Raw genomic sequence first — 25590 nt, 5'->3', positions numbered from 1 at the left:
GTCCAAGGAACAGACACACTGGTAACCCTAAACTTCAACGTTAGGGTTCGGGTCGGCGTTCGGACCGTCCCATTCGGCATCAGTCGTCGGATCGCTCGACAGCGAGGCGGCGACACGTAACTCGAGGCGAGAGGCCTTCGACGTGGCAGCACCGCAGAACTACCTCGCAGTCATCAAAGTCATCGGTGTCGGCGGCGGTGGTGTCAATGCCATCAACCGGATGATCGAGGTCGGTCTCAAGGGCGTCGAGTTCATCGCCATCAACACGGACGCCCAGGCGCTGTTGATGAGCGACGCCGACGTCAAGCTCGACGTCGGCCGGGAACTCACCCGCGGACTCGGCGCCGGAGCCAACCCGGCCGTGGGCCGCAAGGCGGCCGAGGACCACCGCGAGGAGATCGAGGAGGTCCTCAAGGGGGCCGACATGGTCTTCGTGACGGCCGGCGAGGGCGGTGGCACCGGCACCGGCGGCGCGCCCGTCGTGGCCAACATCGCCCGCTCGCTGGGCGCGCTCACCATCGGCGTGGTCACCCGCCCGTTCACCTTCGAGGGCCGGCGCCGCGCCAACCAGGCCGAGGACGGCATCGCGGAACTGCGCGAAGAGGTCGACACCCTCATCGTCATCCCGAACGACCGGCTGCTGTCCATCTCGGACCGCCAGGTCTCGGTCCTCGACGCCTTCAAGTCGGCGGACCAGGTCCTGCTCTCCGGCGTCCAGGGCATCACCGACCTCATCACCACGCCCGGCCTGATCAACCTCGACTTCGCCGACGTCAAGTCGGTCATGTCCGAGGCCGGTTCGGCCCTCATGGGCATCGGCTCCGCCCGCGGCGACGACCGCGCCGTGGCCGCCGCCGAGATGGCCATCTCCTCGCCCCTGCTGGAAGCCTCCATCGACGGCGCCCGGGGCGTGCTGCTCTCCATCTCCGGCGGTTCCGACCTGGGCCTCTTCGAGATCAACGAGGCCGCGCAGCTCGTCAGCGAGGCCGCGCACCCGGAGGCCAACATCATCTTCGGTGCGGTGATCGACGACGCCCTCGGCGACGAGGTGCGGGTCACCGTCATCGCCGCCGGCTTCGACGGCGGCCAGCCCCCGTCCAAGCGGGACAACGTCCTCGGCTCCTCCTCGGTCAAGCGCGAGGAGCCGGCGCCCTCGCGCGCCGCCGAGAGCCGTCCGTCCTTCGGCTCGCTCGGCAGCGTCACGCCGAAGGAGGCCCCGGAGCCCGCTCCGGAGCCGGTGAGCAACGAGCTGCCCCCGGTCTCCCCGCCGGTCCCGCCGTCGCGGACCTACTCCGACAGCGCGGCCGAAGAGCTGGACGTGCCGGACTTCCTGAAGTGATAGGACGGCGCGAATCCGTGAGCGGCGCGCACTTCGCCTTCACCGACAGGTGGGGCGGGGTGAGCGCCGTTCCGTACGAGGAGCTCAATCTCGGCGGAGCGGTCGGCGACGACCCCGAAGCCGTACGCGCCAACCGGGAGCGCGCCGCGAAGTCGATCGGGCTCGACGCGGCCCGGGTCGTCTGGATGAACCAGGTCCACGGACCGGACGTCGCCGTGGTCGAGGGGCCCTGGGGGGACCGGCCGGTCCCCGAGGTCGACGCGCTCGTCACCGTGCGGCGCGGGCTCGCCCTCGCCGTGCTGACCGCGGACTGCACACCGGTCCTGCTCGCCGACCCCGTCGCCGGGGTGGTGGCCGCGGCCCACGCGGGGCGGCCCGGCATGGTGGCCCAGGTGGTGCCCGCCGCCGTCGCGGCGATGGTCGGGGCGGGCGCCGAACCGTCGCGGATCGTCGCCCGCACCGGACCCGCCGTCTGCGGCGGGTGCTACGAGGTGCCGGAGGAGATGCGGGCCGAGGTCGCCGCCGTGGAACCCGCGGCGTACTCCGAGACCACGTGGGGCACCCCCGCGGTGGACGTGACCGCCGGAGTCCACGCGCAACTGGAACGGCTCGGGGTGCGGGACCGGGCGAAGTCACCGGTGTGCACGATCGAGTCCGACGACCACTTCTCGTACCGCCGCGACCGGACCACCGGACGGCTCGCCGGCTATGTGTGGCTGGACTGATGGGACATGACGGACCGTAGAGCTCAACTCGCCGCGAATCTGGCGAAAGTGGAAGAGCGCATCGCGGCGGCCTGCACGGCCGCCGGACGCAAGCGCGAAGAGGTGACCCTGATCGTGGTCACCAAGACCTATCCCGCCGAGGACGTGCGGATCCTGTCGGGACTCGGTGTGCGTCACGTCGCCGAGAACCGCGACCAGGACGCGGCGCCGAAGGCCGGGGCCTGCTCCGATCTGCCCCTCTCGTGGCACTTCGTCGGTCAGCTGCAGACCAACAAGGTGCGTTCCGTGGTGGGTTACGCGGATGTCGTGCAGTCGGTCGACCGGGGCCGGCTCGTCACCGCGCTGTCGAAGGAGGCGGTGCGCGCCGGGCGCGAACTGGGCTGCCTGATCCAGGTGGCCCTCGACGCGGAGGAGGGGGGACGCGGTGAGCGCGGCGGCGTCGGACCCGGCGGTGTGGCCGAGTTGGGCGACCTCGTCGCCGGCGCGCCGGGGCTGCGGCTCGACGGGCTGATGACCGTGGCCCCGCTCACCGGTCCGTACGCGGGGCGTGAACCGGCGGCATTCGAGCGGCTGATGGATTTGTCGACTGACCTGCGCCGGACACATCCGGCTGCGAACATGGTCTCGGCAGGGATGAGTGCGGACCTCGAGCAGGCGGTGGCGGCCGGAGCGACACATGTACGCGTCGGCACCGCGGTACTCGGCGTCCGCCCCGGGCTCGGGTAACGTCGCCAAGAAGTCGGACCACAGCAGAAAATATGGTCATTGCCGCTCATGAGCGGACAAACGACCTCGTGGATCGCGGGCGCTTGGCAACAGTCAGCCGATCCACCACAGAGCGGAGGACTCAGAGCATGGCCGGCGCGATGCGCAAGATGGCGGTCTACCTCGGCCTCGTGGAGGACGATGGGTACGACGGCAGGGGCTTCGACCCCGACGACGACTTCGAGCCCGAGCTCGATCCGGAACCCGAGCGGGACCGCCGACGGCACGAGCCGTCACATCAGTCGCACCAGCCGCATCAGTCCCAAAGGGACGAATCGGTACGAGTGGTGCAGCCTCCGGTACAGCGCGACCCCGTGTCCCATTCGCCCTCGCTCTCCGCGGAAGCGGGGCGTCCCGCACGGATCGCCCCCGTGGCGTCCATCACACAAGAACGTCAGAGCATGGAGAAGAACGCACCGGTGATCATGCCCAAGGTCGTGTCGGAACGAGAGCCGTACAGGATCACCACGCTGCACCCCCGGACCTACAACGAGGCCCGTACCATCGGGGAACACTTCCGTGAGGGCACCCCGGTGATCATGAATCTCACCGAGATGGACGACACCGATGCGAAGCGACTTGTCGACTTTGCGGCCGGTTTGGTGTTCGGTCTTCACGGCAGCATCGAGCGGGTGACGCAGAAGGTGTTCCTGTTGTCGCCTGCTAACGTCGATGTCACGGCGGAGGACAAGGCTCGCATCGCAGAGGGCGGGTTCTTCAACCAGAGCTGAGACGCAGGACCGGACAAGGCACGGAACAGGGGAGAGGGAAACACCGATCATGAGCGTGGTTGCGCAGATTCTCTACGTCGCGCTGATGTGTTTCCTCATCGTGCTGATCTTCCGGTTGGTCATGGACTATGTGTTCCAGTTCGCCCGCTCATGGCAACCCGGCAAGGCGATGGTGGTCGTTCTTGAGGCCACTTACACTGTCACTGATCCACCGCTCAAGCTTCTGCGGCGGTTCATCCCGCCGCTGCGTCTCGGGGGCGTGGCGCTCGACCTGTCCTTCTTCGTACTGATGATCATCGTCTACATCCTGATCTCCGTTGTGAGCCGGCTGTGAACGATACGGTCTTGCCGAACGCCGACGATGCCGACGACTACGTTGAGGTGAAGAGATGCCGTTGACCCCCGAGGACGTGCGGAACAAGCAGTTCACGACCGTCCGCCTCCGAGAAGGCTATGACGAGGACGAGGTCGATGCCTTCCTCGACGAGGTCGAAGCCGAACTGACCCGCCTGCTCCGCGAGAACGAGGACCTGCGCGCCAAGCTGGCCGCCGCCACGCGCGCCGCCGCGCAGAACCAGCAACAGGGCATGCGCAAGCCACCGGAACAGGACCAGCAGCCCCCGCAGGGCATGCGCGGTCCCGGCGCCCCCGTGCCCGCCGGCATATCGGGCCCGCCGCAGCAGCAGATGGGCGGCCCCATGGGTGGCCCGCCCCAGCTGCCCAGCGGTGCGCCGCAGCTGCCCGCCGGCCCCAGTGGCCAGGGCGGCCCGCAGGGCCAGGGTCCGATGGGCCAGGGCCCCATGGGTCAGGGTCCGATGGGCCAGGGTCCGATGGGGCAGGGCCCCATGGGCCAGGGTCCGATGGGCCAGGGTCCCGGTCAGATGCAGCAGATGCAGCAGCAGCAGATGCAGCAGCAGATGGGCGGCCCGATGGGCGGTCCCATGGGTGGTCCGATGGGCGGCCACGGTCCGCAGATGGGGCAGCAGCAGGGTCCCGGCGGCGACAGCGCCGCCCGCGTCCTCTCGCTGGCCCAGCAGACCGCCGACCAGGCGATCGCCGAGGCCCGTTCCGAGGCCAACAAGATCGTCGGCGAGGCCCGCAGCCGCGCCGAGGGTCTTGAGCGCGACGCCCGCTCGAAGGCCGACGCCCTGGAGCGGGACGCGCAGGAGAAGCACCGCGTCGCGATGGGCTCCCTGGAGTCCGCCCGCGCCACGCTGGAGCGCAAGGTCGAGGACCTGCGAGGCTTCGAGCGCGAGTACCGTACGCGTCTGAAGTCCTACCTGGAGTCACAGCTCCGTCAGCTGGAGACCCAGGCCGACGACTCGCTGGCTCCGCCGCGCGCCCCGGCCGCCGCGTCGCTGCCGTCGGCTCCGAGCCCGTCCATGGCTCCGGCCGGGGCGAGCGCGCCGTCCTACGGCGGCAACCCGATGGGCGGCCCCGGCCCCGCCGGACCGTCCTACGGCGGCGGCCAGCAGGGAATGTCGCCGGCCATGACCCAGCCGATGGCGCCGGTCCGGCCGCAGGGCCCGTCGCCCATGCAGCAGGCGCCCTCGCCGATGCGTGGCTTCCTGATCGACGAGGACGACAACTGACGGCCTTGCGTACGCCATAGGCGTCGGCAGCGTTCAGGGCGGAGCCCCCGGATTCCCGGGGGCTCCGCCCTTTTGGCGTGCGCGTTCGAACGGGGCGAGCGGGTGTGCCCGGCACGCAACGCCGAAGGCCCGGTCCCGCCGGGGTCTTCGGCGGGACCGGGCCTTCGTGCGTCGTCGCTACGCCTTGCGCAGGCGGAACGTCAGCGACAGCGACTCGTCGGTGAACGGGTCGCCGTACGTGCCGTCCGCGTCACCCTGGGCGAAGTCCGTCGCGAGGACCTCGTCGGCGATCAGCGAGGAGTGCTCGCCGAGCGCCCCGACGACCTTCGGGTCGGCGGACGACCAGCGCAGGGCGATCCGGTCGGCCACGTCGAGGCCGCTGTTCTTGCGCGCCTCCTGGATCAGCCGGATCGCGTCACGGGCCAGGCCCGCCTGCCGCAGCTCCTCCGTGATCTCCAGGTCCAGGGCGACCGTCGCGCCGGAGTCCGAGGCGACGGACCAGCCCTCGCGGGGCGTCTCAGTGATGATCACCTCGTCCGGGGCGAGCGTGACCGTCTCGCCGTCCACCTCGACCGACGCCGTGCCGGCGCGCAGGGCCAGCGAGAGCGCGGCCGCGTCCGTCTCGGCGACGGCCCTTGCGACCGCCTGGACGCCCTTGCCGAACCGCTTGCCCAAGGCGCGGAAGTTGGCCTTGGCGGTGGTGTCGACGAGTGAGCCGCCCACGTCGCTCAGCGACGCCAGAGCCTCGACGTTCAGCTCTTCCGTGATCTGGGCGTGGAGTTCGCGGTCGAGGGACTCGAAGCCCGCGGCCGCCACCAGCGCGCGCGACAGCGGCTGGCGGGTCTTGACGCCCGACTCGGCGCGGGTGGCGCGTCCCAGTTCCACGAGGCGGCGGACGAGCACCATCTGCTTCGACAGCCCCGGGTCGATGGCGGACAGGTCCGCCTCCGGCCAGGACGACAGGTGGACGGACTCGGGGGCGTCCGGTGTCACCGGCACCACGAGGTCCTGCCAGACCCGCTCGGTGATGAACGGCGTCAGCGGGGCCATCAGGCGGGTGACCGTCTCGACGACCTCGTGCAGGGTGCGCAGCGCCGCCTTGTCGCCCTGCCAGAAGCGGCGACGGGAGCGGCGTACGTACCAGTTGGACAGGTCGTCGACGAACGCGGAGAGCAGCTTGCCCGCGCGCTGGGTGTCGTACGCCTCCAGCGCCTGCGTCATCTGGTCGGTGAGCGCGTGGAGTTCGGACAGCAGCCAGCGGTCGAGGACCGGGCGGTCCGCCGGGGCCGGGTCGGCCTCGCTGGGCGCCCAGTCCGAGGTGCGCGCGTACAGGGCCTGGAAGGCGACCGTGTTCCAGTACGTGAGGAGCGTCTTGCGCACGACCTCCTGGATCGTGCCGTGGCCCACGCGGCGGGCCGCCCAGGGCGAACCGCCCGCGGCCATGAACCAGCGGACGGCGTCGGCTCCGTGCTGGTCCATCAGCGGGATCGGCTGCAGGATGTTGCCCAGGTGCTTGGACATCTTGCGGCCGTCCTCGGCGAGGATGTGGCCGAGGCAGACCACGTTCTCGTAACTGGACTTGTCGAAGACCAGCGTGCCGACCGCCATCAGCGTGTAGAACCAGCCGCGCGTCTGGTCGATGGCCTCGGAGATGAACTGCGCCGGGTAGCGGCTCTCGAACAACTCCTTGTTCCGGTACGGGTAGCCCCACTGCGCGAACGGCATCGAACCCGAGTCGTACCAGGCGTCGATGACCTCCGGGACGCGCGTGGCCGTCTTCTCGCACCGGGGGCACGCGAAGGTGACCTCGTCGATGTACGGGCGGTGCGGGTCCAGCTCGGACTGGTCGTCACCGGTCAGCTCCGAGAGCTCGGCGCGCGAGCCGACGACGGTGAGGTGGTCGTCCTCGCAGCGCCAGATCGGCAGCGGGGTGCCCCAGTAGCGGTTGCGGGACAGCGCCCAGTCGATGTTGTTGTTCAGCCAGTCGCCGTACCGGCCGTTCTTGACCGAGTCCGGGAACCAGTTGGTGTTCTCGTTCTCCTGGAGGAGGCGGTCCTTGACGGCCGTGGTGCGGATGTACCAGGACGGCTGCGCGTAGTAGAGGAGCGCGGTGTGGCAGCGCCAGCAGTGCGGGTAACTGTGCTCGTACGGGATGTGCTTGAAGAGCAGGCCGCGGTTCTGGAGGTCCTCGGTGAGCCGTTCGTCCGCCTTCTTGAAGAAGACGCCGCCGACCAGCGGGACGTCCTCCTCGAACGTGCCGTCGGGGCGGACAGGGTTGACCACCGGCAGGCCGTACGCGCGGCAGACCTTGAGGTCGTCCTCGCCGAAGGCGGGGGACTGGTGGACCAGACCCGTGCCGTCCTCGGTCGTGACGTACTCGGCGTTCACCACGAAGTGGGCGGGCGCCGGGAACTCGACCAGCTCGAAGGGGCGCCGGTACGTCCAGCGCTCCATCTCGGCGCCGGTGAAGGAGACACCGGTGGTCTCCCAGCCCTCGCCGAGAGCCTTCTCGACGAGCGGTTCGGCGACGACGAGCTTCTCCTCGCCGTCCGTCGCGACGACGTAGGTCACGTCGGGGTGGGCGGCGACCGCGGTGTTGGACACCAGGGTCCACGGGGTCGTCGTCCAGACCACCAGCGAGGCCTCGCCCGCGAGCGGGCCGGAGGTGAGCGGGAAGCGGACGTACACCGAGGGGTCGACGACCGTCTCGTAGCCCTGGGCCAGCTCGTGGTCCGACAGGCCGGTGCCGCAGCGCGGGCACCAGGGGGCGACGCGGTGGTCCTGGACCAGCAGGCCCTTGTTGAAGATCTCCTTCAGCGACCACCAGACGGAGTCCACGTACTCGGGGTCCATCGTGCGGTACGCGTCGTCGAGGTCGACCCAGTAGCCCATGCGGGTCGTCAGCTCGGCGAAGGCGTCGGTGTGGCGGGTCACGGACTCGCGGCACCGGGCGTTGAACTCGGCGATGCCGTACGCCTCGATGTCCTTCTTGCCGTTGAAGCCGAGTTCCTTCTCGACCGCCAGCTCCACCGGGAGGCCGTGGCAGTCCCAGCCGGCCTTGCGGGCCACGTGGTAGCCCCGCATGGTGCGGAAGCGGGGGAAGACGTCCTTGAAGACGCGGGCCTCGATGTGGTGGGCACCGGGCATGCCGTTGGCCGTGGGCGGGCCTTCGTAGAACACCCACTCCGGGCGGCCCTCGGACCGCTCCAAGCTCTTGGCGAAGATCTTCTGCTCGCTCCAGAAGTCGAGCACGGCGTGCTCGAGGGCGGGCAGGTCGACCTGGGCGGGCACCTGGCGGTACTGCGGCGGTTTCATCGGCGAGCTTCCTCCGGCGGACTTCGAGCCTTCCGTCCGGAGGGACGAGAGCTGTGCTGTCACCTACGCCGTGTCCGGCGCGCTCCCGCGGTACCACCCTCCTTGGCCCTCCGCCGCCCGTGGGCGCCGGTGGACCCCCTCATTGGGGTCGCGATACCGGGTCTACCTGCCGCGCCCGGTGGGCTGCGGCCATCTTCCGGCGGCTCCGGGGTGATCTTCGCGTCGCGCTCGCCCCCGGGCTCGCACCGTCCCCGGGTCGCTCATGGCTGCGTACGTCGCTACTCGTCCCCATCCACGCTTCTCGCTGGGCCCAGTGTACGGCGCCGGGCCGAGGGCCGCGGACCGGTTTTCCGGGGCCCTCGCGGGCGGCCCGGAGGAGGGCCTCCCGTGCCCTCCGGGGCGGTGGCGTACGGCCCGCGCACTGACCCGAATGCCGACGCGGGAGCGGTCGCCCCGCGGGACGGACCGCTCGGCGGATTACCCGGCGGAGAGCTGGGCACAACGCTTGCAGACTCGCCGCGCGGAGCACGCGGGGCGGGCGAATCGGGCGGCGTGCCCCGTTGCCGCGGGACTCAAGTCGATTTATCGTCCCAGCACGATTCGCGAGCAAGATCACAATATGTGAAGGGGCCGCGGCCATGGTGGCGAAGAAGACCGCCGTACAGCAGTCGGCGTCCGGCAGATCCATGGAGGCGGCCGACGGCGCCGGGACCGCGGCCAAGGACGTGAGCGGCAGGAAGGGCGCGCGGGCCGGGTCCGGGAAGGGGGCCGCGGTCCACGCCGCCTCCGGTGCCCGCAAGACCGCCGCCAGGAAGAGCACGGTCAAGAGGGCCGCCGCGGCCACCGGGGCGGCGGACGCCGGTCCGGACGGGCCCGCGGCGCGGGACGGGAGGGCCGGGGCCTCCACGGGCCCGCCCGCGGCCGAGGAGGCCCCGCGGGGCCTCGCGGAGGGCGCGGGGCCCGAGGCGGACGGCACGGCGACGACCGCCGGGGGAACGGGCACCGGCGGGACCGGCACCGGCGGGACCGCGCGGAGGACGGCCCGCGGCACCGCGGCGCGGGCGGCGCCCGCGCGCCCCGCGGGGACGCACGCCGCCGGCGACGGCTCCGATGCCGGGGAACCGGCCGCGAAGGGCACGGCCCGGTCGTCCGGCGGCAGGAGGACGGCCGCGCGCAGGAGCACGGCGAAGAAGGCCGCGGCGAAGAAGGCCGGGGCGGGGAACCCCGCAGAGGCGCCCGCCGGGCGGACGGGCGGCAAGGGCACACGCACGGCCAGGAAGAAGGCCGCCTCCGCGGCCGAGGGCGCGGCCGAGGCCGCCGAGACGACGGGAGCCACGACAGTGGTTGCGAAGAAGACCCCTGGCACGGCCACGGCGGCGGACAAGGCGGTTCCCAAGGCGCGGGCGGCCGCCGCGGAGCCCGGCGAACTGGCAGTGCGCCCCGGTGAGGAGCCCTGGACACCCGAGGAGGCCGCGGCGGCGCGCGACGAGCTGCTCTCCGAGGCCCTGCGGCTGAGCAGCGAGATCACCCACTCCGAGGAGGCCCTGGTGGGCCTGATGCGCGACTCGGGCGACGGCGCGGGCGACGACCAGGCGGACACCGGCACGAAGAACATCACGCGGGAGAGCGAGATGGCGCTCGCGGCCAACGCCCGGGAGATGCTGGAGCAGACCGAGCGCGCCCTGCACCGCCTCGACGCGGGGACGTACGGACTCTGCGAGAACTGCGGCAATCCCATCGGCAAGGCACGGATGCAGGCCTTCCCGCGGGCCACCCTGTGCGTCGAGTGCAAGCAGAAGCAGGAGCGCCGCTACTGACGGGCGCCCTTGCGTCCGCCCGGGGCGCCCCCGGGCGGACGCGGAGCAGGTCGGCGGCCCCTGTCGCCCCTCCTGACCATGGGGCGGCGGCGGGCCGTGCCGTACCCTCGTCCTCAGTCAGGCACCTAGGTTGAGGGACTCACGTGGCAGAGGCGGAGCGCATCATCGGTACGCCGGATTCCCCGGACGCGGCAGGGGCCGAGCCGGAGCAGACCGACCGCGGCGCGGTGCCGGGCGAGCGCTCGGACACCGATGGCGCCCGGGACCCCGGCGAGCGGTCCGGCAGCGGCGCCGGCAGCCCCGGTGAGGGCGCTGCGGCGGGCGCGTCCGACGAGGCGGGGCGGCAGCCCGGCAGCCCGCGCGGCAGGCGCCGGATCGCCGTGCTGTTCACGGTCGCCGCCCTCGCGTACGCGCTGGACCTGATCAGCAAGATGATCGTGGTCGCGAAGCTGGAGCACCACGAGCCGATCGAGATCGTCGGGGACTGGCTGCGCTTCGAGGCGATCCGCAACGCGGGCGCGGCCTTCGGCTTCGGCGAGGCCTTCACCATCATCTTCACCGTGATCGCCGCCGCGGTGATCGTGGTGATCGCCCGGCTCGCCCGCAAGCTCTACAGCCTGCCCTGGGCCATCGCGCTCGGCCTGCTGCTGGGCGGTGCCCTCGGCAACCTCACCGACCGGATCTTCCGCTCCCCGGGCGTCTTCGAGGGCGCGGTCGTCGACTTCATCGCACCCAAGCACTTCGCCGTCTTCAACCTCGCCGACTCGGCGATCGTCTGCGGCGGCATCCTCATCGTGCTGCTGTCCTTCCGCGGGCTGGACCCGGACGGCACGGTCCACAAGGACTGAGCGGCACGGTCCACAAGGACTGAGCGGCACGGTCCACAAGGACTGAGCGGCACGGGTCCGCAGGGCTCGCGTCCGGTGGTGTCCGAGCCGTCCGGCATACTCGACGGGTGAGCACCATTCCCGAGATCCGAACCCTGCCCGTGCCCGACGGCCTGGAGGGCGAGCGCGTCGACGCCGCCATTTCACGCATGTTCGGCTTCTCCCGCACGAAGGCCGCCGAGCTTGCCGCGGCGGGGAAGGTCTCGGTCGACGGCTCGGTGGTCGGGAAGTCCGAGCGGGTGCACGGCGGCGCCTGGCTCGAGGTGGAGATGCCGCAGGCGCCCGCGCCCGTGCAGATCGTCGCCGAGCCGGTCGAGGGCATGGAGATCGTGCACGACGACGACGACGTGGTCGTGATCGCCAAGCCGGTCGGAGTCGCCGCGCACCCCAGCCCCGGCTGGTCCGGACCGACCGTGATCGGCGGCCTCGCCGCCGCCGGGTACCGGATCTCGACGTCCGGCGCCGCCGAGCGCCAGGGCATCGTGCACCGCCTCGACGTGGGCACCTCCGGGCTCATGGTCGTCGCCAAGTCGGAGTACGCGTACACGTCGCTCAAGCGCCAGTTCAAGGAGCGCACGGTCGACAAGCGCTACCACACGCTCGTCCAGGGCCACCCGGACCCGACCAGCGGCACCATCGACGCCCCGATCGGCCGGCACCCCAACCACGACTACAAGTGGGCGGTCACCGCCGAGGGCAAGCCCTCCGTCACGCACTACGACCTGATCGAGGCGTTCCGCGCGGCCTCGCTGCTCGACGTCAAGCTGGAGACGGGGCGCACCCACCAGATCCGCGTCCACATGGCCGCCCACCGGCACCCCTGCGTCGGCGACCTGACGTACGGCGCGGACCCCACGCTGGCCAAGCGCCTCGGACTGACCCGGCAGTGGCTGCACGCGGTGCGGCTCGGCTTCGAGCACCCCGGGGACGGCGCGTGGGTCGAGTTCGAGAGCGGCTACCCGGACGACCTGCAGCAGGCGCTGGACCGCGTCCGGGAGGAAAGCTACGCATGAGCACGTCGTCCTACGTGGTGCGGGAGGCCGTGGACCCCGCCGACCGTGAGGCCTGCTTCGCGGTGCGCAAGGAGGTCTTCGTCGTCGAGCAGGGCGTCCCGCAGGACCTGGAGTACGACGCGTACGACGCCGTGGCCGTGCACGTGCTCGCCGTCGGCGGGGACGGGGAGCCGCTCGGCGCGGGACGGCTGCTGCACGGCGAGCGGGCCGCGGCCAAGACCGGCGGCGAGCCCGGTGTCGGCTCGCTGGGACGGCTCGCGGTGCTCAAGGCCGCCCGCGGTCTGGGCGTCGGGGTCGCGCTCGTCCGGGGCATCGAGGAGGCGGCCCGCGCGCTCGGGCTGACCGCCGTGGACCTGCACGCGCAGACGCACGCCCTGGGGTTCTACGAGCGGCTGGGCTACGTGGCCTACGGCCCGGAGTTCCCCGACGCGGGCATCGCGCACCGCGCCATGCGGCGCGAGCTCCGGCCGGCCGGCTGACGGACACCGGGGCGTCCGGTACCGGGGCCCGTCGCCCAGGCGTTCGCCACGAGGCGCGCCCGGGGGCGTTCGCCCTGTGATCCGCTCCTCGGTGGCACGCTGGGGTCTGCCCGTCTGATCGTCCAGACCCCGGAGCCCGACCGTGGATCAGTTGGCCCTGCTGTTCGTGCTGCTCCTCGGGGCCGTGCTGAGCGTCCCGCTGGGGGACCGACTGGGGCTTCCCTCGCCGGTGCTCATGACGGTGCTCGGGATGGTGCTCGCGGTACTGGACTTCGTCCCGAACGTCGACATCCCGCCCGAGCTGATCCTGCCCGCCCTGCTTCCGCCGCTGCTGTACGCGGCCGTGCGGCGCACCTCCTGGCGGCAGTTCGCGGCCAACAAGCGACCGATCTTCCTGCTCGCGGTGGCGCTGGTGTTCGTCACGACCGCCGTGGTGGCCGCGGTCGCCCACGCGCTCGTGCCCGGACTGCCGATCGCCGCCGCCGTGGCGCTGGGAGCACTCGTGGCGCCTCCCGACCCGGTCGCCGCGACGGCCGTCGCGGGCAAGCTCGGCCTGCCGCGCCGGCTGGTGTCGATCCTGGAGGGCGAGGGCCTCTTCAACGACGTGACGGCCATCGTGCTCTACCACGTGGCCATCGCGGCCGCCGTCAGCGGCAGCTTCTCGCTGCCCCGGGCGGTGCTCGACTTCGTACTGTCAGCGGTCGTCGCGCTGGTCGTCGGACTCGGCCTCGGCTGGGCCACGAACCGGCTGCTGGGCATCCTGGACGACGCGACCCTGCAGATCGGGCTGACACTGCTCGTGCCGTACGTCTCGTACGTGCTGGCGGAGGAACTGCACGGCTCGGGGGTGCTGGCGGTGCTCACCACGGCGCTGTTCCTCGCCGAGTACGCGACGGACGCCGACGACGTCATGACCCGGCTGGCCGGGCACACGGTCTGGGACGTCGTGGACACCCTGGTCACCGGGGCGGCCTTCGGGCTCATCGGACTGGAGCTGCACAACGCGATCAGGACGGCCTCGGGGCGCTGGGGCGAGATGCTCGGCTGGGCCGCCGTGGTCGTGGTCGTCGTCGTGCTCGTACGCCTGCTGTGGCTGATGCCCGCCACCTGGCTGACGAAGCGGCTGCACGCGAAGCGGGACTACGACGAGGAGATCCCGGTGAGCTGGCGGGAGACCGTCGTCATGTGGTGGGCCGGGATGCGGGGGGTGGCGTCCGTGGCGCTGGCGCTGGCCATCCCGCTGACGACGGACGACGGGGCGCCGTTCCCGCACCGGGACGAGATGGTGTTCATCGCGTTCGGAGTGATCACCGGGACGCTCGTGGTGCAGGGGCTGAGCCTGCCGTGGCTGGTCCGCAGGCTGCGGGTGCGGGCCGACGACGACCGGGTGGAGGAGTTCGAGAGGTCGCTCGCGCTGCGGGCCGCCAAGGCCGCCAAGCGTCGGCTCAGGGAGATCGAGGAGGTCGAGGACCTGCCCGAGGAGCTGTCCGAGCAGTTGCTGAGGCGGGCGTTCGACATCGGCCTGCGGATCAGCCCCGACCTCGGTGTGGAGGAGCGGCGCGAGGCCCACGAGCAGCGGGTGCGCTGGCTCAGGCGGGTCCGGAGGATCCAGGGGGAGATGCTGTCGGCGGCCCGGCACGAGGTGCTGTCGGCGCGCAGCGAGGCGGGCGCCGACCCGGAGGTCGTCGACCGGGTACTGCGGCATCTGGACGTGCGCAGTATGCGTTGAGGTGGACCCGCCGCCCGGTCCGGCCGCGAACCGGCCTCAGGACGCCCCGGCCTTCGTAGGATCGGCCCATGGCTCGCAATGTGGTGATCAGCGGAGGCGGCACGGGCATCGGTCTCGCCGCGGCCCGGGCGTTCGCGGCGGACGGGGACCGGGTGCTGCTGCTCGGGCGGCGGGGCGCGGTGCTGGAGGAGGCGCGGGTGCCGGGCGCGCTCACGTACGCGGCGGACCTCGGCCGTGCCGAGGAGGTGCGCGAGGTCGCGGAGTTCGTGGGGGAGGAACTCGGGACGGTCGACGTGCTCGTGCACAGCGCCGGCGGCAACGGGCGGCTGGAGCAGGGCGACGGGGGCGACGACCCGCTCGGCGCCGTCGCGCACGACTGGACCGTCAACTTCCGGCTGAACACGCTGACGGCCGTCCTGCTCACCGAGGCCGTCCGGGACCGGCTCGCCTCGCCGGGCGGCCGGGTCCTGTTCCTCAGCTCCATCGCGGCGTACCGCGGTTCGGGGAGCGGTGCCTACGCGGCGTCCAAGGCGGCCCTGCACCCGTACGCCTTCGACCTGGCCCGGCAGTTGGGGCCCCGCGGCATCACCGTGAACCTCGTCGCGCCCGGCTATGTCGAGGACACCGGCTTCTTCGGCGGGGCCGTCGAGGAGACGCGCCGCGAGCAGTTGGTCGCCGAGACCTCGACGGGCCGGCCGGGGACGCCCGGGGATGTCGCGGCGACCCTCCACTGGCTCGCCTCGCACGCCGCCGGGCACATCACCGCCCAGGTGATCCAGGTGAACGGCGGTGCGGAGCGGGGGCGCTGAGCGTTCGAGCGGGTGCTCAGCCGCGTCCCGTGCGGGGCGGTTCCACGACGCCGCCGCGGGTGGCGCGCGCGGGCCGCGGGACGCTCCCGTTCCGGGTGGCGTCGGGCGGCAGGACCGCGTCGGCCGTGTTGACCCGCGGCAGCGCGTACGGGTGGTGGGCGGTCAGCCAGCGGATCATCTGCTCGCGGACGGTGACGCGGACCGTCCAGATGTCGTCCGCGTCCTTCGCGGTGACCAGGGCGCGCACCTCGATGGTGCTGGGGGTCGCGTCGGTGACGGCGAGTCCGTAGTCGCGGCCGTCCCAGGCGGGGCACTCGCGCAGGATGTCGCGGAGCTTGTCGCGCATCTCCTCGACGGGCGCGCTGTGGTCGACGTGGAAGAAGACCGTGCCGGTCATCTGCACACCGCCGCGTGACCAGTTCTCGAAGGCCTGCGAGGTGAAGTACGAGACCGGCATGGTGATCCGGCGCTCGTCCCAGGTGCGGACGGTGAGGAAGGTCAGGGTGATCTCGTCGACCGTGCCCCACTCGCCGTCGACCACCACCGTGTCGCCGAGCCGCACCATGTCGCCGAAGGCGATCTGCAGTCCCGCGAAGATGTTGGCGAGCGTGGACTGCGCGGCGACACCGGCGACGATGCCGAGGATGCCGGCCGAGGCGAGCAGCGAGGCACCGGCGGCGCGCATGGCCGGGAACGTCAGCAGCATCGAGGCGATCGCCACCACGCCGACGACCGCGGACACCACGCGCTGGATCAGCGTCACCTGGGTACGGACGCGGCGGACCCTGGCGGGATCGCGGTGGGCGTTGGCGTAACGCGCGTACGAGGACTCGACGATCGCGGCCGCGATCCGTACGAGGAGCCAGGCCGTGGAGCCGATGAGGAGCAGCGTCAGGGTCCGGCCGATCCCGACGGAGTGCTCGACGGCGATCTCGGCCTGCCGGTACGACCCTCTCAACAGGGCTGCGCACAGAACCAGTTGCAGCGGCAGGCGGCAGCGGCGCAGCAGTCCCCACAGCGGGGTCTCGTGGTGGCGCCGGTCGGCACGTCGCAGCAGCAGGTCGACCGTCCAGCCGACGAGCAGCGTGAGTACGAGCGAGCCGCCAACGATGATCAGCGGGCGCAGTACGTTCTCCATGCCTTCGACCGTAACCGCCATCCGGGGGTCCCTAACATGGGGTCCCGCCCTCGGGCGTGTGGCCTGAATCATGCCCTGTCGCGGGTTTGCCGGTGGCGGCTGGCACCATGGGCCCCATGAACATCATGCTCTTCCACTCGACCTACGGCCTGCGGCCCGCGGTGCGTGACGCGGCGGACCGGTTGCGCGCGGCGGGCCACGAGGTGTGGACCCCGGACCTCTTCGAGGGGCGCACGTTCGGGACGGTCGAGGAGGGCATGGCCCTCAAGGACGAGCTGGGCAAGGACGAACTGCTCAGGCGCGCGATCCTGGCCGCGGCCCCGTACTCGGAGCGGGGACTCGTGTACGCGGGCTTCTCGTTCGGCGCGGCGACCGCGCAGACCCTGGCGCTCGGCGACGACAAGGCCCGCGGGCTGCTGCTCCTGCACGGCACCTCCGACATCGCGGAGAGCGCCTCGGTGGACGACCTGCCGGTCCAACTGCACGTCGCCGAGCCGGACGCCTTCGAACCCGACGACTGGCTGGGCGCCTGGTACCTCCGGATGGGCAGGGTGGGCGCGGACGTGGAGGTCTACCGGTACCCGGGTGCCGGGCACCTCTACACCGACCCCGGACTGCCGGACTACGACGAGGAGGCGGCCGAGGCCACCTGGCGGGTGGCGCTCGGCTTCCTCGACACCCTCTAGCCGACCGTGCGCGGCCGGCCGGACACGCCCCCGTCCGGCCGGCCGGGGGCTCAGCCCACGGGGTCGTACGAGCGCTCGACCTTCTGAGTTCCGCTGCGCGTACGGTACGAACGGGCCCAGGACGCCGTCGCGCCGGGGGAAGTGCGGTCGGACAGGACGTAGTAGTCCATCTGCGCCCGTTCGGCGGTCAGGTCCAGGACGCCGTAGCCGTGGCGGTCGGTGTCGACCCAGTGGACGTGCCGGTTGGCGGCGCGGATGAGCGGTGACGCCAGCGCGGAGACCGTGCCCTCGGGGACCTTGACGATGTCGTCGAGGTTGTCCGAGGTGACCGAGGTGACGACGAACTCGGTGGCGGCGGAGGCCGACAGCGGGTACGTGGCGGCGTTGTGCGGCACGTCGTTGGCCCAGGCCATGTGGATGTCGCCGGTGAGGAAGACCGTGTTGCGGATCGCGTTGGCCTTCAGGTGCGCGAGGAGTTCGCGGCGGTCGTCCGTGTAGCCGTCCCACTGGTCGGTGTTGAGGGCCAGGCCCTCCTTGGGCAGGCCGAGCAGTTCGGCCAGGGGCTTCAGGAGTTCGGCGGAGAGCGAGCCGATGGCGAACGGCGCGATCATCACGGAGTTGCCCACCAGCCGCCAGGTGGTGTCCGACGACTTCAGCCCGGCCTTCAGCCAGTCGAGTTGGGCCCGCCCGGTGAGCGTGCGGTCCGGGTCGTCCACCGAGCCGTTGCCGGTGGCCGCCTGCTGCGAGCGGTAGGAGCGCAGGTCGAGCAGCGAGAGGTCGGCCAGTCTGCCGAAGCGCAGGCGGCGGTAGGTGGTGCCCTCGGTCGCGGGCCGCACGGGCATCCACTCGAAGTAGGCCTGCTTGGCGGCCGACTGGCGGGCGCCCCAGGCTCCCTCGGCCCCCTCGGTGTGGTTCTCGGCGCCGCCCGACCAGGCGTCGTTGGCGAACTCGTGGTCGTCCCAGATGGCGATGACGGGAGCCACGGCGTGCAGGGCCCGCAGGTCCGGGTCGGTCTTGTAACGGCCGTGCCGGGTGCGGTAGTCGGCGAGGGTGACGATCTCGTGGGCCGGGGCGTGCGGCCGTACGACGGTGTCGCGCGTCCCGTACTCGCCGGTCCCGTACTCGTATATGTAGTCGCCCAGGTGCAGCCAGGCGTCCAGGTCGCCGCGCGCCGCCAGGTGCCGGTACGCGGAGAAGTGGCCGGCCTCCCAGTTGGCGCAGGACACCACGCCGAAGCGCATCCCGGCCACGGCGTCGTCGTGGGCGGGGGCCGTGCGGGTGCGGGCGGCGGGGGAGTCGGTGCCGCCGCTGGAGAAGCGGAACCAGTAGTCCGTGGCGGGCCGCAGCCCGCGGACGTCCGCCTTGACGGTGTGGTCGGAGGCGGCGGAGGCCGTGATGGAGCCGCCGGCCACGATGTTCGTGAACGACTTGTCCGAGGCCACCGTCCAGGCCACCTCGAGGTCGGGTCCGAGCCCCGAGCCGGGTACGGCCTCGGCCGTGGGCGTCACCCGCGTCCACAGCAGGACGCCGTCGGGCAGCGGGTCCCCGGAGGCCACGCCGTGCAGGAACGCGGGCGCCGCGGCGGCGCGGGCCGGTACCGCGGCGGCGAGAGGGCCCGCGAGCACGGCGGTCGCGGCGGCGGCCTTGACGACCGTACGGCGGCGCGGGCTGGGGGAGTTGAGGTTGAAGTGAGCTCTGCGACTGGTCACGGCCGATCAGATTACTGATCAGTAGGTCGCGGGGTAAGACATCGGACGCGAAAGGGCGGGCGAACCGCAGGAGTTCGCCCGCCCTTGTACCGCGCGTTACTTGGTGACGCCCGCGTCCTTGAGCGCCTTCTCCCAATCGGCCACGGTGGTCGGGTTGGTGATCACCTTGTCGTTGATCTTGATGGTCGGGGTCGAGTCGACGCCCTTGGAGTCGTCGAAGGACTTGCTCATCCGCATCGCCCAGGCGTCGTACGTGCCCTTCTCGACGGCGTCCTGGAACTTCTTGTTGTCCTTCAGCGCGTCGATCGTGTCCGCCACCTCCAGCAGGTAGCTGTCCTTGGAGAACTCGTCGGTCGACTCCTCGGGGTGGTACTTCGAGGAGTACAGCGCGGTCTTGAAGTCGAGGAACGCCTCGGGGCTCACGTTCAGCGCGGCGCCGAGCGCGCTCAGCGCGTTCTTCGAGCCGTCGCCGCCGAGGTTCCCGTCGAGGAAGGTGCCGAGGGTGAACGAGAGCTTGTAGTCGCCGTCGTCCATGCCCTTGTTGACGGTCTCGCCGATGGTCTGCTCGAAGGAGGCGCAGGCGGGGCAGCGCGGGTCCTCGTACAGGTGGACCGTGTTGTCCGTCTTGGAGTCGCCGACCGTGATGGTCGAGCCGTTCTTGCCGCTGGTGTTGGCGGGGGCGACGACCTTCGCGGTCTTCGCCTCGTCCCACGCGGAGGGTTCGCTGTTCTGCACGACGGCGTAGCCGATGCCGCCGGCTATCGCGAGGACCGCGACGATCGAACCGGCCACGACGACCTGGCGCTTCGTCCTGTCGCGCTTGGCCTGGCGCTCGCGCTCGACGCGCAGACGCTCACGGGCGGCCGACTTCGAGGCCTGGCTGTTCCGCTTGCTCATGATGGTGTTCTCCGTGGTGATGGCGGGTGGGGGGCGTGCTCAGGCGGCGAGTGCCGAGCACGGCGGTCCACGCCGCCCCAGGGAGAACACGAGGAGCCGGGTGCGCGTCGCGGAGAACCGGCGCGTCGGGCGCGGCAGCCCGCGCGCCGGGGTGCGGCGCACGGCCACGGCGGCGACCGCGACCATCAGCGGCCGGAAGGTCGCGGCGGACGCGGCGCGCAGGAGCTGGGCCAGCGCCCGCTCACCGCGGTGCAGCCAGGCCGCCGCGGCGAGGCCCACCGCGACGTGCGCGCCGAGCAGCAGCCAGGCGGCGGCCGGATCGGCGTCCGCGAACAGGGCCGCGGCTCGCTCGCCCCGCTCACCCGTGACCCGGGCCAGCGGGGCTCCGACCTGGCCGCCGCACAGGACGTCCAGGCCGACCGAGCGCAGCGGGCCGGCCACCGGCCCGCCCGTCTCGCCGTAGCAGGCGTGCTGGCCGGTGGTGAACAGCGTGTCGGCGGCCAGCTCCAGCGGGACCAGCAGGGCGGCGATCCGCCCGAAGCCCCGCTCGCGGCCCGCCAGCGCGTACGCGACGGCGAAGATCGCGCCGCCGGTCACGGCCACGGTGACCAGCGGCAGCGGGGCCCGGGACAGCAGGACGTGCGACGCGGTGCTGAGCGTCACGACGACCGCCGTGAACAGCGCCGCGCGCACGGCCCTGAGCTGTATCCCGGATATGTCCATAGCGCTGGAGAGTCTGTCACGTCCTCCTGTAAGGGACCCCTAAAGGTTTCCTGTGATCCTCGGGGCCCCGCCCCCGCGGTGGGCGGGCCGGCGGCTACAGGCCGGGAATCCGGCCGTTGCGGAACAGGTCCACGAAGATCTGGTGGTCGGCGCGCGCGCGTGCCCCGTACTCGTGGGCGAAGCCGACGAGGAGATCGCCGAAGCCGTCCTCGTCGGCGGCGATCGCCGCGTCGATGGCACGCTCCGTGGAGAACGGCACCAGCTCCGAGTGGCCGCTCTCGTCGTCCGCCGCCGCGTGCATCGTCGCGGTGGACCGGCCCAGGTCGGCGACGACCGCCGCGATCTCCTCCAGGTCGTCGATGTCGCCCCAGTCGAGGTCGACCGCGTACGGCGAGACCTCGGCGACCAGCTGGCCCGTGCCGTCCAGCTCGGTCCAGCCCAGCCACGGGTCCGCGTGAGCCTGGAGGGCGCGCTGCGAGATCACCGTGCGGTGGCCCTCGTGCTGGAAGTAGTCGCGGATCGCGGCGTCCGTGACGTGCCGGGAGACGGCCGGGGTCTGCGCCTGCTTGATGTAGATCACCACATCGTTCTCCAGGGCGTCCGTGGCGCCCTCCAGGAGGATGTTGTACGACGGCAGCCCCGCCGAGCCGATGCCGATGCCCCGCCGGCCCACGACGTCCTTCACCCGGTACGAGTCCGGGCGGGTGAGGGAGGACTCGGGCAGCGTCTCCAGGTAGCCGTCGAAGGCCGCGAGCACCTTGTAGCGGGTGGCCGCGTCCAGCTCGATGGAGCCGCCGCCCGGCGCGAAGCGGCGCTCGAAGTCCCGGATCTCGGTCATCGAGTCGAGCAGGCCGAAGCGGGTCAGCGAGCGGGCGTCGCGCAGCGCGTCCAGGAGCGGCCCCTGCGCGGTGTCCAGGGTGAAGGGCGGCACCTCGTCGCTCTTGGCGCCGGTGGCCAGGGCGTGGATCCGCTCGCGGTACGCCGCGCCGAGGACCCGCACCAGCTCGGTGATCTGCTCGTCGGAGAGCGCCTTCGCGTAGCCGATCAGCGCCACGGAGGCCGCCAGGCGCTTGAGGTCCCAGGTGAAGGGGCCGACGTACGCCTCGTCGAAGTCGTTGACATTGAAGATCAGGCGGCCCTGGGAGTCCATGTACGTGCCGAAGTTCTCGGCGTGCAGGTCACCGTGGATCCACACCCGCGAGGTCCGCTCGTCCAGGTACGGTCCGCCCCGGCGCTCCTGGCCGAGGTCGTGGTAGAAGAGGCACGCCGTGCCCCGGTAGAAGGCGAACGCCGAGGCGGCCATCTTCCGGAACTTCACCCGGAACGCGGCCGGGTCGGCGGCCAGCAGTTCGCCGAAGGCGGTGTCGAAGACGGCGAGGATCTCATCGCCGCGTTGCTCGTCGCTGAGCTGCGGAACCGACATCGCTGGGTGCCTCCTGGTGCAGGTGGTGCTTGACGGGTGGGACGGAGCACCCTCCGCCGGAACGGATGTCTCCGTCAGGTCACAACGGACGGGCGGACACGGGAGTGCCCGGTTCCCCCGCCTGAAGGTACGGGGGAGAGACCACTCCGTGTCAGTGCCCGGGCATAGACTTCGACGCTGTCCCCCAGACTGTCCGCAGCCTGTCGGGAAACCGTCGACGCCCGTTCTTCCTGGAGGCCGAAGCCGTGTCAAAGCCGCCGTTCACGCACCTGCACGTCCACACCCAGTACTCGCTGCTGGACGGTGCCGCGCGGCTCAAGGACATGTTCGACGCGTGCAACGACATGGGCATGACCCATATCGCGATGAGCGACCACGGCAACCTCCACGGGGCCTACGACTTCTTCCACACGGCGAAGAAGGCGGGCGTCACGCCGATCATCGGCATCGAGGCGTACGTCGCCCCCGAGTCCCGGCGCAACAAGCGCAAGATCCAGTGGGGCCAGCCGCACCAGAAGCGCGACGACGTGTCCGGTTCGGGCGGTTACACCCACAAGACGATCTGGGCCGCGAACCGGACGGGGCTGCACAACCTCTTCAAGCTCTCCTCGGACGCGTACGCGGAGGGCTGGCTGCAGAAGTGGCCCCGGATGGACAAGGAGACGATCTCCCAGTGGTCGGAGGGGCTCATCGCCTCCACCGGCTGCCCCTCCGGCGAGCTCCAGACCCGGCTGCGCCTCGGCCAGTTCGACGAGGCGGTCAAGGCGGCCGCCGAGTACCAGGACATCTTCGGCAAGGACCGGTACTTCCTGGAGCTGATGGACCACGGCATCGACATCGAGCGCCGGGTCCGCGACGACCTGCTGAGGGTGGGCAAGAAGCTCGGCATCCCGCCGCTGGTGACGAACGACTCGCACTACACGTACGCGCACGAGGCGACCGCCCACGACGCCCTGCTGTGCATCCAGACCGGCAAGAACCTCTCCGACCCGGACCGCTTCCGCTTCGACGGCACCGGCTACTACCTGAAGTCGACGGACGAGATGTACGCGGTCGACTCCTCGGACGCCTGGCAGGAGGGCTGCGCGAACACCCTCCTCGTGGCCGAGCAGATCGACACGACCGGCATGTTCGAGGCGAAGAACCTCATGCCGAAGTTCGACATCCCCGAGGGCTTCACCGAGGTCACCTGGTTCAAGGAGGAAGTCCGGCTCGGCATGGAGCGCCGCTTCCCCGGCGGCGTCCCCGACGACCGCCAGAAGCAGGTCGAGTACGAGATGGACGTCATCATCCAGATGGGGTTCCCGGGGTACTTCCTCGTCGTCGCCGACTTCATCATGTGGGCGAAGAACCAGGGCATCGCGGTGGGCCCCGGCCGCGGCTCCGCGGCCGGCTCGATCGTCGCCTACGCCATGGGCATCACCGACCTCGACCCGATCCCGCACGGCCTGATCTTCGAGCGGTTCCTCAACCCCGAGCGCGTCTCCATGCCCGACGTCGACATCGACTTCGACGAGCGCAGGCGCGTCGAGGTGATCAGGTACGTGACCGAGAAGTACGGCGCCGACAAGGTCGCCATGATCGGCACGTACGGCAAGATCAAGGCGAAGAACGCCATCAAGGACTCCGCGCGCGTGCTGGGCTACCCGTACGCGATGGGCGACCGGCTCACCAAGGCGATGCCCGCCGACGTCCTCGGCAAGGGCATCGACCTGAACGGCATCACCGATCCCAAGCACCCCCGCTACGGCGAGGCCGGCGAGATCCGCGGGATGTACGAGAACGAGCCGGACGTCAAGAAGGTCATCGACACCGCCAAGGGCGTCGAGGGCCTGGTCCGGCAGATGGGCGTGCACGCCGCCGGCGTGATCATGTCCAGCGAGCCCATCGTCGACCACGCCCCGATCTGGGTGCGGCACACCGACGGCGTGACCATCACGCAGTGGGACTACCCCCAGTGCGAGTCGCTGGGCCTGCTGAAGATGGACTTCCTCGGCCTGCGCAACCTCACGATCATGGACGACGCCATCAAGATGGTGAAGGCCAACAAGGGCGTCGACCTGGAGATGCTCGCGCTCCCGCTGGACGACCCCAAGACCTTCGAACTGCTCTGCCGCGGCGACACCCTCGGCGTCTTCCAGTTCGACGGCGGCCCGATGCGCTCGCTGCTCCGCCAGATGCAGCCCGACAACTTCGAGGACATCTCCGCCGTCTCGGCCCTCTACCGGCCGGGCCCGATGGGCATGAACTCGCACATCAACTACGCCGAGCGCAAGAACAAGCGCCAGGAGATCACGCCGATCCACAAGGAGCTGGAGGAGCCGCTCGAGGAGGTCCTCGCGGTCACCTACGGCCTGATCGTCTACCAGGAGCAGGTCCAGAAGGCCGCCCAGATCATCGCCGGGTACTCGCTCGGCGAGGCCGACATCCTGCGCCGCGTGATGGGCAAGAAGAAGCCCGAGGAACTGGCGAAGAACTTCACCATCTTCCAGGCCGGGGCCAAGAAGAACGGCTACAGCGACGAGGCGATCCAGGGCCTGTGGGACGTCCTGGTCCCGTTCGCCGGCTACGCCTTCAACAAGGCCCACTCCGCCGCGTACGGACTGGTCTCGTACTGGACCGGCTACCTCAAGGCGAACTACCCGGCCGAGTACATGGCCGCGCTGCTCACCTCGGTCAAGGACGACAAGGACAAGTCGGCCGTCTACCTCAACGAGTGCCGCCGCATGGGCATCAAGGTGCTCCCGCCGAACGTGAACGAGTCCGAGCAGAACTTCGCCGCCCAGGGCGACGACGTGATCCTCTTCGGCCTCTCCGCCGTCCGCAACGTCGGCACCAACGTCGTCGAGTCGATCATCCGCAGCCGCAAGGCCAAGGGGAAGTACGCCTCCTTCCCCGACTACCTCGACAAGGTCGAGGCGGTCGCCTGCAACAAGCGCACCACCGAGTCGCTCATCAAGGCCGGCGCCTTCGACACGATGGGCCACACCCGCAAGGGCCTCACCGCGCAGTTCGAGCCCATGATCGACAACGTGGTCGCGGTCAAGCGCAAGGAGGCCGAGGGGCAGTTCGACCTCTTCGGCGGCATGGGCGAGGAGGAGAGCACCGAGCCCGGCTTCGGCCTCGACGTCGACTTCACGACCGACGAGTGGGACAAGGTCTACCTGCTCGCCCAGGAGCGGGAGATGCTCGGCCTGTACGTCTCCGACCACCCGCTCTTCGGCCTGGAGCACGTGCTGTCCGACAAGGCGGACGCGGGCATCTCGCAGCTCACCGGCGGCGAGCACGGGGACGGCGCGGTCGTGACCATCGGCGGCATCATCTCGGGCCTCCAGCGCAAGATGACCAAGCAGGGCAACGCCTGGGCGATCGCCACCGTCGAGGACCTGGCGGGCTCGATCGAGTGCATGTTCTTCCCCGCGACCTACCAGCTCGTGTCGACCCAGCTCGTCGAGGACGCCGTGGTCTTCGTCAAGGGACGCCTCGACAAGCGCGAGGACGTGCCGCGCCTCGTGGCCATGGAGCTCCAGGTCCCGGACCTGTCGAACGCCGGCACCAACGCGCCCGTGATCCTCACCATCCCGGCGCTGAAGGTGACCCCGCCCATGATCAGCAGGCTCGGCGAGATCCTCACCCACCACAAGGGCGAGAGCGAGGTGCGGATCAGGCTCCAGGGCCCGAGCAGGACCACGGTGCTGCGGCTCGACCGGCACCGGGTGAAGCCGGACCCCGCGCTCTTCGGCGACCTGAAGGTGCTGCTCGGCCCGGCCTGCCTGGCGGGCTGAGCGGCCGGCCGACGACACGCGAGTGGGG

Annotated in this window: 20 protein-coding genes; 14 read left to right on the top strand and 6 right to left on the bottom strand. The window is 71.1% G+C overall.

From position 1 onward, the window contains the following. Positions 1-142 precede the first annotated feature (142 nt). From ftsZ to IE265_RS15500, 6 genes are all read left to right on the top strand, one after another. On the top strand, positions 143-1339 hold the full coding sequence (ftsZ, locus tag IE265_RS15525) for a cell division protein FtsZ (protein ID WP_190036134.1): 1197 nt from the start codon (positions 143-145) through the stop codon (positions 1337-1339). Then, on the top strand, positions 1336-2064 hold the full coding sequence (gene pgeF, locus IE265_RS15520) for a peptidoglycan editing factor PgeF (RefSeq protein WP_190036133.1): 729 nt from the start codon (positions 1336-1338) through the stop codon (positions 2062-2064). Before ftsZ ends, pgeF begins: the two co-directional genes overlap by 4 nt. 6 nt (positions 2065-2070) lie before the next feature. Then, the gene (locus tag IE265_RS15515) at positions 2071-2790 is read left to right on the top strand and encodes a YggS family pyridoxal phosphate-dependent enzyme (protein WP_190036132.1); all 720 of its coding nucleotides are present in this window, start codon (positions 2071-2073) and stop codon (positions 2788-2790) included. A 128-nt stretch (positions 2791-2918) separates the two neighbouring features. Further along, positions 2919-3560 carry a cell division protein SepF gene (locus IE265_RS15510; protein WP_190036131.1) on the top strand — a complete coding sequence of 214 codons (642 nt, stop codon included), beginning with the start codon at positions 2919-2921 and terminating at the stop codon, positions 3558-3560. Positions 3561-3609: 49 nt separating this feature from the next. After that, positions 3610-3894 carry a YggT family protein gene (locus tag IE265_RS15505; RefSeq protein ID WP_190036130.1) on the top strand — a complete coding sequence of 95 codons (285 nt, stop codon included), beginning with the start codon at positions 3610-3612 and terminating at the stop codon, positions 3892-3894. A 55-nt stretch (positions 3895-3949) separates the two neighbouring features. Then, complete coding sequence (locus IE265_RS15500) at positions 3950-5152, top strand: DivIVA domain-containing protein (protein WP_190036129.1); 1203 nt, start codon at positions 3950-3952, stop codon at positions 5150-5152. A gap of 177 nt (positions 5153-5329) precedes the next feature. Here the strand turns inward: IE265_RS15500 and ileS are convergent, their stop codons facing one another. Beyond that, complete coding sequence (gene ileS / locus IE265_RS15495) at positions 5330-8467, bottom strand: isoleucine--tRNA ligase (protein WP_190036128.1); 3138 nt, start codon at positions 8465-8467, stop codon at positions 5330-5332. A 638-nt stretch (positions 8468-9105) separates the two neighbouring features. Here ileS and IE265_RS15490 point away from each other — a divergent pair. The 6 genes from IE265_RS15490 to IE265_RS15465 all read left to right on the top strand — a co-directional run bounded on the left by IE265_RS15490 (position 9106) and on the right by IE265_RS15465 (position 15201). Next, complete coding sequence (locus tag IE265_RS15490) at positions 9106-10284, top strand: TraR/DksA family transcriptional regulator (RefSeq protein WP_190036127.1); 1179 nt, start codon at positions 9106-9108, stop codon at positions 10282-10284. 143 nt (positions 10285-10427) lie between these two features. Next, positions 10428-11132, top strand: a complete 705-nt coding sequence (gene lspA / locus IE265_RS15485) for a signal peptidase II (RefSeq protein WP_190036126.1) — start codon at positions 10428-10430, stop codon at positions 11130-11132. A gap of 107 nt (positions 11133-11239) precedes the next feature. Then, positions 11240-12184: an RluA family pseudouridine synthase gene (locus IE265_RS15480; protein WP_190036125.1), complete on the top strand. Its 945-nt coding sequence runs from the start codon at positions 11240-11242 to the stop codon at positions 12182-12184. Then, the gene (locus IE265_RS15475; RefSeq protein WP_190036124.1) at positions 12181-12663 is read left to right on the top strand and encodes a GNAT family N-acetyltransferase; all 483 of its coding nucleotides are present in this window, start codon (positions 12181-12183) and stop codon (positions 12661-12663) included. Before IE265_RS15480 ends, IE265_RS15475 begins: the two co-directional genes overlap by 4 nt. 142 nt (positions 12664-12805) lie before the next feature. Then, positions 12806-14392: a Na+/H+ antiporter gene (locus tag IE265_RS15470; protein ID WP_190036123.1), complete on the top strand. Its 1587-nt coding sequence runs from the start codon at positions 12806-12808 to the stop codon at positions 14390-14392. Between the two features lie 68 nt (positions 14393-14460). Further along, positions 14461-15201 (top strand): SDR family NAD(P)-dependent oxidoreductase, encoded by a 741-nt coding sequence (locus IE265_RS15465; protein WP_190036122.1) that lies wholly within the window; start codon positions 14461-14463, stop codon positions 15199-15201. A gap of 16 nt (positions 15202-15217) precedes the next feature. On the opposite strand, the gene IE265_RS15460 is transcribed toward IE265_RS15465, so the two are convergent. After that, complete coding sequence (locus tag IE265_RS15460) at positions 15218-16339, bottom strand: mechanosensitive ion channel family protein (RefSeq protein ID WP_190036121.1); 1122 nt, start codon at positions 16337-16339, stop codon at positions 15218-15220. A 116-nt stretch (positions 16340-16455) separates the two neighbouring features. Between IE265_RS15460 and IE265_RS15455 the strand changes: the two genes are divergently transcribed. After that, entirely contained in the window at positions 16456-17025 is a 570-nt protein-coding gene (locus IE265_RS15455; RefSeq protein WP_190036120.1) for a dienelactone hydrolase family protein, read from the top strand. A 50-nt stretch (positions 17026-17075) separates the two neighbouring features. Here the strand turns inward: IE265_RS15455 and IE265_RS15450 are convergent, their stop codons facing one another. The 4 genes from IE265_RS15450 to IE265_RS15435 form a co-directional block, all read right to left on the bottom strand. Next, positions 17076-18734, bottom strand: a complete 1659-nt coding sequence (locus IE265_RS15450; protein WP_190036119.1) for an alkaline phosphatase D family protein — start codon at positions 18732-18734, stop codon at positions 17076-17078. Positions 18735-18830: 96 nt separating this feature from the next. Continuing rightward, positions 18831-19631, bottom strand: a complete 801-nt coding sequence (locus IE265_RS15445; protein WP_190036118.1) for a DsbA family protein — start codon at positions 19629-19631, stop codon at positions 18831-18833. Positions 19632-19670: 39 nt separating this feature from the next. Then, positions 19671-20354: a hypothetical protein gene (locus IE265_RS15440; RefSeq protein WP_190036117.1), complete on the bottom strand. Its 684-nt coding sequence runs from the start codon at positions 20352-20354 to the stop codon at positions 19671-19673. 94 nt (positions 20355-20448) lie between these two features. Continuing rightward, on the bottom strand, positions 20449-21777 hold the full coding sequence (locus IE265_RS15435; RefSeq protein WP_190036116.1) for a DUF2252 domain-containing protein: 1329 nt from the start codon (positions 21775-21777) through the stop codon (positions 20449-20451). Between the two features lie 245 nt (positions 21778-22022). On the opposite strand from IE265_RS15435, the gene dnaE reads away from it, so the two are divergent. Further along, positions 22023-25562 (top strand): DNA polymerase III subunit alpha, encoded by a 3540-nt coding sequence (gene dnaE, locus IE265_RS15430; RefSeq protein ID WP_190036115.1) that lies wholly within the window; start codon positions 22023-22025, stop codon positions 25560-25562. The last annotated feature ends 28 nt before the right edge of the window (positions 25563-25590 follow it).

This window comes from Streptomyces fructofermentans (assembly GCF_014651055.1).
In the GTDB taxonomy this organism is placed as follows: domain Bacteria; phylum Actinomycetota; class Actinomycetes; order Streptomycetales; family Streptomycetaceae; genus Streptomyces; species Streptomyces fructofermentans.
The sequence above is the reverse complement of the archived record's forward strand: the minus strand, read 5'-3'. Positions and strand labels throughout refer to the sequence as shown.